This window comes from Thiomicrorhabdus marina (assembly GCF_017571465.1).
Classification (GTDB): Bacteria; Pseudomonadota; Gammaproteobacteria; order Thiomicrospirales; family Thiomicrospiraceae; genus Thiomicrorhabdus; species Thiomicrorhabdus marina.
The window spans coordinates 77,308-89,937 of sequence record NZ_JAGETV010000004.1; the positions used below are offsets into that span (position 1 = coordinate 77,308).

Here is a 12,630-nt window from a genome sequence, read left to right on the forward strand (position 1 = left end):
ATATATTAACGGGTAATGCCGCGGGTTGAAGTGCTTAAGAATTCAATTAAATGATTCAGTGTTCCCGCTTTGTCATTTTGTGCTTCCAATTCAGCAAGCGCATCCTTAATACTTAAATTACTGCGATAGATAATTTTGTAAGCGCGCTTAACTAAACGACGCTGTTCGCTATCAAAGTCACGACGCTTAAGCCCTTCCAAATTTACGGTTTTTGCTTCAGCAATATTGCCTGAAACCACAACAAAATCCGGGACATCTTGATTGATTACACTGCCCATTCCGCAAAAAGAATGTTCGCCGATACGACAGAATTGATGTACCAATGTATAACCACCAAGAATAGCCCAATCTTGAATTTCAACATGACCTGCTAATGCAACATTGTTAGCCATAATACAATTATTCCCAACGATACAATCGTGAGCAATGTGGACACCGGCCATAATCCAATTATTATCACCAACTACCGTTTTGGCAATGTCTTGAATGGTGCCTCGATTTACGGTGACATTTTCACGGAAGGTATTGTTATTACCAATAATTGTGATGGCTTCATCACCCTCAACAAACTTTTTGTCTTGCGGGGCTGCGCCAATACAGCCGAAAGGATAAAAACGATTACCCTTGCCAATTACGCATGGACCATAGACAACAACATGCGATTCCAATTTACAGCCGGAATCGATTTGCACATCCCCTTCAATAACACAATAAGGACCGATCTCAACGTCGTCAGCAATCCGTGCTTTAGGGTCAATAATCGCAGTTGAATGAATCAATTTTATACCTTACGTTCAGCACACATTAAATCAGCAGAGGCAATAATTTTACCGTCAACCTTTGTGGTACATTCGAATTTCCAGATCCCACGCTTATTGCCTAGCGCCTTAACTTCAAAATCAAGACGGTCACCCGGTACCGCCGGCTTACGGAATCGTGCATTATCGACTGCGGCAAGATAGTACATTGAAGAACCATCCGGTTTTTCACCTTGGCTACGGAAGGCTAAAATACCAGTGCATTGCGCCATAGCTTCAATAATCATAACACCAGGCATAATTGGATTATTCGGGAAGTGACCTGTGAATTGCGGCTCATTAAAGGTAACATTTTTGAAACCTTTCAAACTTTCATTCGGGGTAAATTCAGTGACGCGGTCTACCAACAGGAACGGGTAGCGATGCGGTAAGTAATCAAAAATATCTTTCACTTCCATCATGAGGAATCCAATTTTCTCTAATTCTATTTATTTGTAATTATTGTAATTCATTAAGTTGCTTTTGCAGCGCTTTAACTTGTCGAGCCAATTTATCTAAGGTTCTTTGTCGTACGATTTGTTTTTGCCATTTTGCCGTTTCTTGAGTAGGGAAACCGGAGTAAGCTCCCGATTCCTTAATATCGTGAGTAACGCCAGCCTTAGCAGCAAAATGACAATGATCGGTTGTAACTAAATGACCGGCAAAACCGACTTGGCCAGCAACGATATTGTGTTTACCTAATTTGGTCGTGCCGGCAAACCCTGTTTGTCCTGCAATAGCTGAACCTTCACCGATTACAACATTATGCGCGATGTGTACTAAATTATCGATAATACAGTGGTCTTCGATAATAGTATCTTCAATTGCACCACGATCAATAGTGCAGTTATTGCCGATAGAAACATAGTTGCCGATAACAACTCTTCCAACTTGGGGGATTTTCGACCATTTTCCCTGATGTGGAGCCCAACCAAAGCCATCGCCACCAATCACAGTTCCGGCTTCGATATACACATTATTGCCAATTTGACAATCATGATGGATTACAACATTTGCCCCGATCACGCAATTGCTGCCAATTTTGACTTTTGGATAAATAACGCAACCCGGAGCAATCCATGTGTTTTGCCCGACAGTCACTTCATCTTGTAATACACTGTTTGCTTCGACGCAAACATCCTCGGCCATCTTTGCCGTTAAGGATACCGTGGCACTTTCGGCAACACCAATAAATGGTAAAGGCTGACGATAAAGCACTTGCGCTAACAAGGAATAGGCATAATAAGGGTCTTTAACAATAATGCATGGCTGCGGACATTCTTCAGCAAATTGCTCGGTAAGCAAAACCAGTCCAGCCTGAGTATTCATTAAAGATGAGATAAATTTGTGGGAGTTTAGAAAGCTTAAGTTCTCTGCCATCGCTTTATCTAAAGGAGCAACGCTTACAATATCACTAGAAGCGTCGCCATTAAATTGAAAATCAACCTGATGTTGCTGTAAAACCGCAAGCAGAGAGTCAATGCGCACGAAGTAGCCTTATTTTTTATTTATTAAAATCTGAACGCTTTTTCTTGGATTGAGATTGTAAGAACTCTAAAACGTCTTTTGTGATATCAATACGATTGTTAGTGTAAGCAATACCTTCATACATAATCAGATCAAAGCCTTCTTTTTCACCGATGGTTTGAATCGCTTCATTGACCAGATTTTGAATTTTAGCTAGCTCTTCATTACGTCGAAGATTAATAAGTTCTTGCACATCGTTACGTCGACGTTGGATTTCACGCGTCATCATCGTGAGTTCACGTTCTTTAGTCGCGCGTTGCGTATTGCTCATTACACTCTTGTTTTTCTCATAGTTCTTCTGTTCTGAATCCAGTTTTGTAGCAAGCGATTTCAGCTCTTTTTGCTCTTGTGCAAACTCTTCTTTAAGCTTTTCTGTTGCAACACCTGCCTGCGGTGCTTGTTCCAACAATAATGCAACATTAACAACACCTAGTTTTACCGGCGCATCTTCTGCCGCTTGCAGTTGCGTAGTGATCAAAGAAAAAGCCATTGCAAAAATGACAAAAAGTGGTTTAAACATTGAACCGTCCTGTATACGAAGTTTTATCGGATTTTACCGTATTTTTTTAATAACAAGGCAGTATTTTATTAACTACTGAATCTGCCACTGCCATAACTCATGTCTCATATGAGGGATCTTTTAAAATGCTGTTCCCAGCGTAAACTGGAAGGTTTGAGTCTCATCCCCTTCTTGCTCATTAAGCGGTTGAGCTACACTAAATGTCAGTGGGCCAACAGGTGTAATCCAAGAATAACCAACACCAACCGAAGCACGCATATCATTGAATTTAGCATTACTAAGACCGTTAAACGCATAACCAGCATCAAAGAACCAACTGATTCTTTGGTTTGATGAGTCTTCAACAAAAGGAACCGGCGAAATCATTTCAACGGTTGTCAATACTCTGGTATTTCCTCCAACCGGACGGTCACTTCCATCGGTATCAAGATCATAATTAGCACTCAATGAGTTAGGCTCATAACCGCGCACCGTACCGATACCACCGGCATAGAAATTCTCATAGAACGGTAAAATATCAATATCACCATAGCCATCACCATAAGCCAAGCCGCCTTTCAAATGCAACGACAAGTTTTTAGTCATTGGCAGATACAGGTTCTCTTCAGCAAATACTTTATAGAAAGGCGCATCGGAAGTACCAGGAACAACCGCTTCTAAAGTTAGTGTGGTTTTCTGTCCTTTACTAGGGAAATAGAAGCTGTTGGTCGTATTATGAATCCAACTTAAAGATGCTTGCACAGAATTGGTTTTGTCGCCAAAGTCATCAATGTAATCTTTACAGTAATTAAACGTATTCGCACAAACTAGTTCTTGAGCATCAAACTTAAGACCATAACGTAATGTATTGTTTTCACTTAATGGATACCCTAGGCTGGTTCTAAAGCCGAAATTATTCGTTGTATAGTCGGCAACATCGAGTTCTTCTGCATCGATCTCACGGAAATACAGACCCATTCCCAAACTGACATTATCTTCGGTAAAGTATGGATTAGTAATACCTATGTCAGCCGTTTTACGTGCCGAGGAAGTATTAATTTGCAAATCCAGTTTATTACCGCTACCGATGAAATTTCGTTCGGATAAGCCGATATTGAAACTAACACCATCAACCTGGGAGTAACCAACACCAGCAGTAAAAGAACCGGTTGGCTGTTCTTCGATTTTGACAATCAGATCAACTTGGTCATCAGAAATGCGTTTGGTTTCAATCTTACTGGACTTAAAGAAGCCTAAGCGCTCAAGACGCGATTGAGATTGACGCACTGCTTTTAAAGAATAAGGCGCACTCTCTAACTGACGCAGTTCTCGGCGAATAACGTGGTCACGGGTACGCGTATTACCTTCAAAATCTACATAACGAATATAGACTCGATCTTTCGGCTCAATTTTAAAGGTTACATCCATTGTTTTGTCGGTCGGATTGATAATCGTGTCCGGTTCCACTTCGGCGAAAGCATAGCCTTCTTCACTCAATCTTTCGCGGATGATATTAACCGCATCAATGATTTTACTCCGGGAGAAAATGTCACCTGCTTGTACGTCTGTAATGCGATCAATCTCTTCCTGACTGATAATGGTTTCGCCGGTAAAAGCAACTTTACTTAAGGTAAAGCGATCACCTTCTTTCATGTTAATGGTGGTGAAAACTTTGGTTTTATCGGTTGATAGAGAAACCTGAGAGGAATCGATTTTAAATTGCGCATAACCGCGATCAAGATAAAACGAACGGATTTTTTCCATATCCGCTTCTAGCTTCGGTTTTGAGTAAGAATCACCTAAACCAAAAACACCGGTTTCTGAAAGTGCCATAATGCCTTTCAGACGACGGTCTGAGTAAACTTCGTTACCAACCAAAGCGATTCGTCCCATTGACGCCGGTTCGCCTTCGACAATCTTAATTAACAAATCAACACGGTTACGAGCTAGTTCCGTGCTTTCGATACTAACACTGGCTGCATAATAACCTTGGTTTTGGTAACGGCGTTTTAGGTCGATAATGATACGATCTAAATCGAGTTGGTTATAGATCCGCCCTTTTTTGATACCCAGAGTCTGTAATGCATCCTCGAGTACTTCAGTTTCTATGAGTTTATTCCCCTCAATTTTAACTTCCGAAATCGAAGGACGCTCAACCACGTCAATAACAAGTTCACCCTGACCACGTTGGTAAATCGAGACATTATCAAAAAAACCAGTCTTATAAAGGCGCTCGATGGTCTGTTTGGTTAAGGTGGAACTTAGAAACTCCCCTTTAGTCACCGGCAAATAGCTATTGATGGTTTCATAACCGATACGATTAGCCCCTTCTACCGTAATTTTCTCTACGACAAAAGCGTTGGCAATTGAAGGAATGATAAGCGCTGTGCTCAACGCTGTAGCAAGTGCGGTTTTGTTAAATTTCAGTGGATTCATCTTAACCATTGGATATTCTTAGAATGTCATTAAAAACTGCCAACAAGGTCAGACTAATTATCAAAAATAGCCCGATTGATTGACCATAAAGCATTATACGCTCGCTAACCGGCGAGCCCTTAACAATTTCGACGAGGTAATATAGCAAATGCCCGCCGTCTAAAACAGGGATAGGCAATAAATTTAAAATACCAATACTTAAACTTAATAACCCAAGCAAACTTAAAAAGTTAATTAAACCGCTCTGTACAGCCTGACCTGACATTTGCGCAATCGTTATTGGCCCTGAAAGATGTTGCAAGCTAATTTCACCAAACAACATCTTTTTCAACATTTGCAAGCTCAAGTAGGTCAAGTCCTGCATTCGCTGCCAACCCTGCGAGATGGCATCTACAAAACCATATTGAATGGTGTTGCTAAATGGTGCCATAGTTTGCTGATCAACCAACAGACCTAAACCAATCCGCCCTAGGGTTTTATCACCATTCTCGATAGAGCCTAAAGTAATTTTTTCCGAAAATTCAATATCTTGTCGTAAGTATTTAACTAATACTGTCTGATTAGGCCTATCTTGTACGGTATGCACCAATTGAGACCAATTTTGAATCGCAACACCGTCAATCTCAATGATTTGATCACCAATTTGCAATGCAGAATTATTTGCCGGGGCATCAATAGAAATATGACCAATAATAGCCGGAACTTTAGGGGCAGCTGGGTGAAAACCTAACGCTGTCAGCCAGTTTTCATCGGGTTTATTTAAATCGAGTAACGTCAGTGGTAGTTGTTCAATAAACAGAGTTTCGCCGTTACTGAGACTTTTTAAAGCGAAAGAGGCACTTGGCTGATGGCCCACCAAAGCAATCATTAATTTTTGGTTAACCTCATTCCATGCTTGAATCGGTTTATTATCGAATTCAACCAATTCCCATTGCTGAATATCATGATTAGCATTTTTTTGTAGCTGCTCGGTACTCAGAACTTGTGCCAACGGCGTATTATTAGGAACATCTTCGATAATCGGTTTTAGAGTTGAAACACCTAGCAAAAAGATGACGGTAAAAACAAGCCATGCAAATAATAAATTAATCAATGGTCCTGCTGCGACAATTGCAATTCTTTTATACACACTCTGACGATTGAAGGCGCGAGGTAAATCTTCCGTTGCGACTTCCCCTTCACGCTCATCAACAAAGCGCACAAAACCACCTAATGGAATGGCACAGATTTTATATAGCGTCTCGCCTTTCTGTTTTTGCCAAAGCGGTTTACCAAAACCAATAGAAAATTCTAGAACTTTGACATTAAAAGAGCGTGCAACTTGAAAATGCCCCCATTCATGAATGGTGACTAAGACACCAATCACAATGATGAAACCAACAAGTGACCAGAGAAAATCCATCAGCTGCATTTACCTTTATTTGTAAATATCAAAAATACCAAAGCCATAGCAAATAGCTTAATGGCATCGCCACCAATAAACTATCTATTCGATCAAGAATACCACCATGACCCGGTAAAATTTTGCCACTATCTTTGAGATTTGCTTGGCGTTTTAAAACGCTTTCGAACAGATCGCCAAATACCGAGAGTAAAGCGATAAAAGTTAGCATGGCTGAGAGCCCGACTAGCGACTGAATTGATATTTCTGGGAGTAAAAAATACAAGCTAAGCAAAGAAAGAACAAAGGCACTTAAGGCACCACCCCAAACCCCTTCCCAACTTTTTCCCGGACTGACAAATTTGGCTAATTTTCGCTTGCCAAACGCACGTCCTGAGAAATAAGCACCGGTATCCATCGCCCAAACAATTGCCATGCTTAACAATAGCAAGCCAGCGCTAACTTTACCTTGTAACTGAAGCATAGCGTTAGTAAAAACTAGTACAAGCAGAAAATTCAACCCAAGCATTAGAAAACGAGATTGCAAACCAATTCGTCCTTGAGTACGTTGATAGCGGTACACGACAAAAATCATTGTCGATAAAACGATAATGGTTAGCAAGACAAAGGTTAAAACTGAAAGGTATTGCAAGGAAAAGTAGAGAGTAATGCTCCCCAGAACAGCGAAGAGAACCTGAACACTAAAATGGTTTATTTGGGAAAGTCTTGCCGACTCGAACAGTGCAATTAAGGCCAGTGCAATAATGCCATATAGCCATGTTTGTCCTGAAGCGTAAAACAGGCCGCCGAGAACAATTGCGACCAATATTAATGCGGTAAAAATTCTTGGTATCAGCACTTCCGTACCTGCTCACTGGTTTTACCAAAACGGCGTTCTCTGGCCGCATAAGAATCAATTGCAGCATCAATATCATCAGCACCAAAGTCAGGCCAAAGGGTATCGGTAAAATACAGTTCAGAATAAGCCATTTGCCAAATCAAAAAATTACTAATACGCTGTTCACCACCGGTACGGATTAATAAATCAGGTAATGGCAAATCGGCGTTAGCGACATGTCGACTAATATCATCAACCGTTAATTCTTGTACTGATTTTTCGGGATTCTCCATTTGCCATGCTTTTACCGCTTCAACAACATCCATCTGTCCGCCATAATTAGCAGCAATATTCAACACCAAACCGGTATTGTCATGCGTTAGCGCTTCCGCTTTAGCAATATGCGCTTGGATCTCTTCACTAAAAGCACTACGTAAACCAATAATGCGAAGTTGAACATTATTACTATGCAATTTTTTAACTTCTTTCTGTAAAGCGGTTAAAAATATCGACATCAGTTTATTGACTTCTTCCGGTGGACGGCGCCAATTCTCGGTACTAAAAGCAAACAAAGTGATCGCTTCAACGTTACGTTTAGCGCAATGAGTAATGACTCTCTTAACCGCATTCAAGCCTTTTTGATGACCAATAAAACGCGGTAAAAAGCGTTTTTTGGCCCAACGACCATTACCATCCATAATGATTGCGATATGCTTGGGAATCTGAGCGACTGCTTCTTCAGACAAAACAAGAGTTCCTATTGTTTTTATAGTAGTAATCGGTGTGCAGGCCGATAGAAAATAAAAAAGCCAAAAACCGTGACGATTTTTGGCTTTTGAAAGTACACCAAAGACGCTAATTATGCCCTATTTAAGAGCAAATAGCGAATGATGATTCCTTCGCAAATGAAGGCAATTACACTTCCATCAAAGAGCTTTCTTTTTCAGCGAGAAGTGCATCAACTTTTTTCACCATTTCATCAGTGATTTTTTGAATACCATCCTCCGCACCACGTGCTTCGTCTTCGGTGATGTCCTTATCTTTCAGTAAAGACTTAATATCACCATTTGCATCACGGCGAACATTACGAATGGCAACACGCGCTTGCTCGGCTTCTGCGCGCGCCACTTTGGTTAGTTCAACACGACGCTCTTCCGTAAGCGGTGGCATAGGAATACGAATCAAGTTGCCAGTCGTATTCGGATTAACACCAAGATCAGACATCATAATTGCCTTTTCAACCTTCGCAACCATTGGTTGCTCCCATGGCTGAACCGTTAAAGTACGCGCATCTTCAACACCTACATTCGCTACCTGGCTAAGAGGAACGTCTGAACCGTAGTATTCAACTAGAACCGAATCCAAAATAGATGGGTGTGCACGACCAGTACGGATTTTAGCGAAGTTACTCTCTAGGTTTTCATAAGACTTCTGCATTCTTTGCTTAGCGTCTTGCTGGATTTCATTTAGCATCTGTTATTCTCCTGAACTTACCAAGGTACCTTCGTCTTCGCCTTTTACTATGCGAATAACCGCTTGGTCTTTAAACATATCAAAAACTCGAATTGGCATATTATGGTCACGACAAAGCACAAACGCCGTCATATCCATAACTTGTAGATTTTTCTGAATGACTTCATCATAACTTAACGCACTGTAACGTTCAGCGGTAGGATCTTTCATTGGATCCGCTGTATAGATACCGTCAACCTTAGTGGCTTTCAAAACTATATCCGCCTCAATTTCCACACCACGTAGCGCGGCAGCGGTATCAGTGGTAAAGAATGGGCTGCCGGTACCGGCTGCAAAAATAACAACCTCGCCGTCAGCCAGCTGTTTTTTCGCCATATTGGCGTTAAAACCGTCGGTCGCAATCCCTTCAATAGACATCGCCGATAGTACGCGCGCATGCATACCCATTGATTCGATTACATCACGCAGTGCCAAAGCATTAATCACCGTTGCCATCATTCCCATGTGATCACCCGTTGTACGGGCAATCCCTGAACCTTGAATCTGTGCACCGCGGAAAATATTACCGCCACCGACAACAATACCGACTTCGACACCTAAATCACGAAGGTCTTTAACCTGTTTAACCACTTGTTGCAGCGTGTTTGAACATAGACCAAAGTCACCTTCCCCCATTAAGGCTTCACCACTAAATTTTAACAGTATGCGGTTATATTTAAGTGTCATTTCTCTTCCTGAAGTATCGTAAAACCATTTTTAAATCATTAAGTTACAGTCTAATTTAAAAATAATTCTACTGCAAAGCAGTGTAGTAAAGTTATAAAAAAACCACAGTCAAGATTAACTCGACTATGGCTTTTAGGCAGGATTAGTTACCTTGTGCTACACGCGCAGCTTCAGCAACTTCATCTGCGAAGTTAGTTTCTTCGATTTCGATACCTTCACCTACTTCAAGGCGAATGAAAGAAGTTACGTTTGCAGAGTTAGCTTTAAGAAGCTTCTCAACAGTTTGGTCCGGGTCTTTAACGAAAGACTGACCTAGTAGCGTAATCTCACCAACAAACTTACGCATACGACCTTCGATCATCTTCTCGATGATTTCCATCGGCTTACCTGAAGACTGCGCTTGTTCGATTTGGAAGTTACGTTCTTTCTCGATAACTTCTTGGTCTAGATCTTCAGAAGAAACTGCCTGTGGTTTCGCCGCAGCAACATGCATAGCAACATCACGTACTAATGCTTCATCACCACCGTCCATTGCAACCACAACACCGATCTTCTCACCATGTTGGTACTGACCGATCTCACCCTTAGTTTCGATGATTTCTAGACGACGAACACCCATGTTCTCACCGATTTTAGCGATTAGCTCACGACGACGCTCGTCAACGGTTTTACCGTCGGCCATTGCCATACCCATAACAGCTTCAATATCAGTTGCGTTATTAGCTAGTGCGATAGCAGCGATTTCGTCAGCAAAACTCTTAAACTCGTCACCTTTAGCAACAAAGTCAGTTTCACAGTTAACTTCTGCGATTGCAGCGGTTTTCTTGTCGTCAGCGATTGCGATTGCAATACGACCTTCTGCAGCGATACGGCCTGCTTTCTTATCAGCACCCGCCATACCTTTTTTACGAAGGAATTCAATCGCCGCATCCATGTCACCGTCAGTTTCATTTAGGGCTTTTTTACAATCCATCATCCCTGCGCTAGTGATTTGACGCAGTTCTTTTACCATTGCAGCAGTAATTGCCATGTTCAATATTCCTTAGATCTTTATTAAGAGGGTTTTGAACCTATTCATTCAATTCAACTATGAATAATAGATTTTAGAAATCTGGGTAGAATTATCTGCCCATGAGACTGGGCAGATAATAAGCTCAGAGATTATTCAGCTGCTTGTTCTTCAGCTTCAACAAAATCATCACCTTCAACTGCAGTAGTAATTGAAGCAACACCTTCGTTAATTGCGTCAGCTGCAGAGCTTAGGTATAGCTTGATCGAACGGATCGCATCGTCGTTACCAGGGATAACATAGTCAACGTTACGTGGATCATTGTTAGTGTCAACAACACCAACAACTGGAATACCTAGCGTTTTCGCTTCTTGAATAGCAATTTTTTCGTTACCGGTATCGATAATGAAAATTGCTTCTGGCATAGCGCGCATATCTTTAATACCACCAAGAGACAGCTCAAGCTTTTGCTTTTGACGAGACATCATCAATGCTTCTTTCTTAGTGATTTTTTCGAAAGTACCGTCTTGCTCCATCGCTTCAAGTTCTTTTAGACGCTTGATAGACTGCTTGATGGTTTTAAAGTTAGTCAACATACCACCTAACCAACGGTAGTCAACATAAGGCATGCCACAACGCTCAGCTTCTTGCTTAACGATTTCGCTTGCCGCTTTCTTAGTACCAACAAAAAGAACTTTACCTTTGTTTGCTGCGATGCCGCCCATGAAGTTAAGCGCGTCGTTGAACATAGGAAGTGACTTCTCTAGGTTAACGATATGAATCTTGTTGCGCTCACCAAAGATGTACTCAGACATCTTAGGGTTCCAATAACGAGTCTGGTGACCGAAATGAACACCAGCTTCTAGCATTTGACGCATGGTAACTTTTGCCATGATTTAATTCTCCAAATAGTGGGTTAAGCCTCCGAATACCCATAAAAACGAACCTTGAATTTAATTCCAATATTAAATCCATCGGCACCCCGTTTTATGTGTCGGTAAACGTGCGGATTTTCTGTTAAAATTCACCTCATTTACGAGGCGCGGCATTTATACCATATTTTGTACAATTGCTCAATTAAAAAAGCCCTCACAGTGGATATTTACCGCTAAAATTCCTTTATTCAGAGAACAACAAAGAATCGCTTCATGGCCATTAAAATCAAAACTGCTGAAGAAATCCAAAAAATGCGCGTTGCCGGCCAGTTAGCCGCCAATGTTTTAGACATGATCACTCCACACGTTCAACCCGGCGTCAGCACCGGTGAGCTGAATGAAATCATGCACAAATACATGACCGAAGAACAAGGTACGATTCCAGCCACATTGAACTATCACGGGTTTCCTGCATCAAGTTGTATTTCCATTAACCAAGTGGTTTGCCACGGCATTCCCGATAAAAGTAAAAAGCTTAAAAAAGGCGATATCGTCAATATCGACGTTACCGTGATCAAGGACGGTTACCACGGCGATACCAGTATGATGTTTGAGGTCGGCGAAGTGAAACCTTTCGCAGCTCGTCTTTGCAAAGTTGCACATGAATGCATGTGGTTAGGTATTCAGCAAGTTAAACCTGACAATACGCTTTATGATGTTGCTAAGGCGATTCAAGATCACGCCGAAGCCAATAACTATTCGGTGGTTCGTGAATACTGTGGTCACGGTGTCGGCGCTGAATTTCATGAAGAGCCGCAAGTGCTGCACTATGCCGCCCCTGAATTGAAAGAGATCGTTCTAAAACCGGGCATGGTCTTTACTATCGAGCCAATGATTAATCTTGGTAAGGCTGATATTAAATTGCTGCCAGATAACTGGACGGTCGTCACCAAAGACCGCAAACTTTCAGCACAATGGGAGCATACCTTAGCGGTTACTGAAGACGGCTACGAAATTTTCACCTTGCGCCAGAATGAAACGCCAACAAACCTGTAAACAAAACCGACTT

At 41.5% G+C, this 12,630-nt stretch carries 13 protein-coding genes; 1 reads left to right on the forward strand and 12 read right to left on the reverse strand.

The genetic code is table 11. The features are described 5' to 3' along the window. Nucleotides 1-5: 5 nt before the first annotated feature. The 12 genes from lpxA to rpsB all read right to left on the reverse strand — a co-directional run bounded on the left by lpxA (nt 6) and on the right by rpsB (nt 11,579). Complete coding sequence (gene lpxA / locus J3998_RS03560) at nt 6-779, reverse strand: acyl-ACP--UDP-N-acetylglucosamine O-acyltransferase (protein ID WP_208148077.1); 774 nt, start codon at nt 777-779, stop codon at nt 6-8. 2 nt (nt 780-781) lie between these two features. Then, complete coding sequence (fabZ, locus tag J3998_RS03565) at nt 782-1,219, reverse strand: 3-hydroxyacyl-ACP dehydratase FabZ (RefSeq protein ID WP_208148090.1); 438 nt, start codon at nt 1,217-1,219, stop codon at nt 782-784. A gap of 37 nt (nt 1,220-1,256) precedes the next feature. Continuing rightward, nucleotides 1,257-2,285, reverse strand: a complete 1,029-nt coding sequence (lpxD, locus tag J3998_RS03570) for a UDP-3-O-(3-hydroxymyristoyl)glucosamine N-acyltransferase (protein WP_208148092.1) — start codon at nt 2,283-2,285, stop codon at nt 1,257-1,259. A gap of 16 nt (nt 2,286-2,301) precedes the next feature. Further along, nucleotides 2,302-2,844, reverse strand: coding sequence for an OmpH/Skp family outer membrane protein (locus J3998_RS03575; protein ID WP_208148094.1), 543 nt, complete (start codon nt 2,842-2,844; stop codon nt 2,302-2,304). Nucleotides 2,845-2,964: 120 nt separating this feature from the next. Then, nucleotides 2,965-5,268 carry an outer membrane protein assembly factor BamA gene (gene bamA, locus J3998_RS03580; RefSeq protein ID WP_208148096.1) on the reverse strand — a complete coding sequence of 768 codons (2,304 nt, stop codon included), beginning with the start codon at nt 5,266-5,268 and terminating at the stop codon, nt 2,965-2,967. Beyond that, on the reverse strand, nt 5,261-6,661 hold the full coding sequence (gene rseP / locus J3998_RS03585; protein WP_208148098.1) for an RIP metalloprotease RseP: 1,401 nt from the start codon (nt 6,659-6,661) through the stop codon (nt 5,261-5,263). Before rseP ends, bamA begins: the two co-directional genes overlap by 8 nt. A gap of 28 nt (nt 6,662-6,689) precedes the next feature. Continuing rightward, entirely contained in the window at nt 6,690-7,499 is an 810-nt protein-coding gene (locus tag J3998_RS03590) for a phosphatidate cytidylyltransferase (RefSeq protein ID WP_208148099.1), read from the reverse strand. Continuing rightward, on the reverse strand, nt 7,493-8,224 hold the full coding sequence (locus tag J3998_RS03595; protein ID WP_425086088.1) for an isoprenyl transferase: 732 nt from the start codon (nt 8,222-8,224) through the stop codon (nt 7,493-7,495). The genes J3998_RS03590 and J3998_RS03595 overlap by 7 nt, the downstream gene beginning before the upstream one ends. Nucleotides 8,225-8,393: 169 nt before the next feature. Beyond that, nucleotides 8,394-8,951: a ribosome recycling factor gene (gene frr / locus J3998_RS03600; protein WP_208148100.1), complete on the reverse strand. Its 558-nt coding sequence runs from the start codon at nt 8,949-8,951 to the stop codon at nt 8,394-8,396. A 3-nt stretch (nt 8,952-8,954) separates the two neighbouring features. Next, entirely contained in the window at nt 8,955-9,677 is a 723-nt protein-coding gene (gene pyrH / locus J3998_RS03605; RefSeq protein ID WP_208148101.1) for a UMP kinase, read from the reverse strand. A 142-nt stretch (nt 9,678-9,819) separates the two neighbouring features. Continuing rightward, a complete protein-coding gene (tsf, locus tag J3998_RS03610) occupies nt 9,820-10,707 on the reverse strand; it encodes a translation elongation factor Ts (protein WP_208148102.1) in 888 nt (295 codons plus the stop codon). Nucleotides 10,708-10,838: 131 nt separating this feature from the next. Beyond that, entirely contained in the window at nt 10,839-11,579 is a 741-nt protein-coding gene (gene rpsB / locus J3998_RS03615; protein WP_208148103.1) for a 30S ribosomal protein S2, read from the reverse strand. Between the two features lie 255 nt (nt 11,580-11,834). On the opposite strand from rpsB, the gene map reads away from it, so the two are divergent. Next, entirely contained in the window at nt 11,835-12,617 is a 783-nt protein-coding gene (gene map, locus J3998_RS03620; RefSeq protein ID WP_208148104.1) for a type I methionyl aminopeptidase, read from the forward strand. Nucleotides 12,618-12,630: the final 13 nt, after the last annotated feature.

Excerpts from the sequence above, each read along its gene's own strand:
- fabZ (WP_208148090.1), bottom strand. The coding sequence starts at position 1,219 with ATGATGGAAGTGAAAGATATTTTTGATTACTTACCGCATCGCTACCCG.
- J3998_RS03575 (WP_208148094.1), bottom strand. The coding sequence starts at position 2,844 with ATGTTTAAACCACTTTTTGTCATTTTTGCAATGGCTTTTTCTTTGATC.
- bamA (WP_208148096.1), bottom strand. The coding sequence starts at position 5,268 with ATGGTTAAGATGAATCCACTGAAATTTAACAAAACCGCACTTGCTACA.
- rseP (WP_208148098.1), bottom strand. The coding sequence starts at position 6,661 with ATGGATTTTCTCTGGTCACTTGTTGGTTTCATCATTGTGATTGGTGTC.
- frr (WP_208148100.1), bottom strand. The coding sequence starts at position 8,951 with ATGCTAAATGAAATCCAGCAAGACGCTAAGCAAAGAATGCAGAAGTCT.
- pyrH (WP_208148101.1), bottom strand. The coding sequence starts at position 9,677 with ATGACACTTAAATATAACCGCATACTGTTAAAATTTAGTGGTGAAGCC.
- tsf (WP_208148102.1), bottom strand. The coding sequence starts at position 10,707 with ATGGCAATTACTGCTGCAATGGTAAAAGAACTGCGTCAAATCACTAGC.
- rpsB (WP_208148103.1), bottom strand. The coding sequence starts at position 11,579 with ATGGCAAAAGTTACCATGCGTCAAATGCTAGAAGCTGGTGTTCATTTC.
- map (WP_208148104.1), top strand. The coding sequence starts at position 11,835 with ATGGCCATTAAAATCAAAACTGCTGAAGAAATCCAAAAAATGCGCGTT.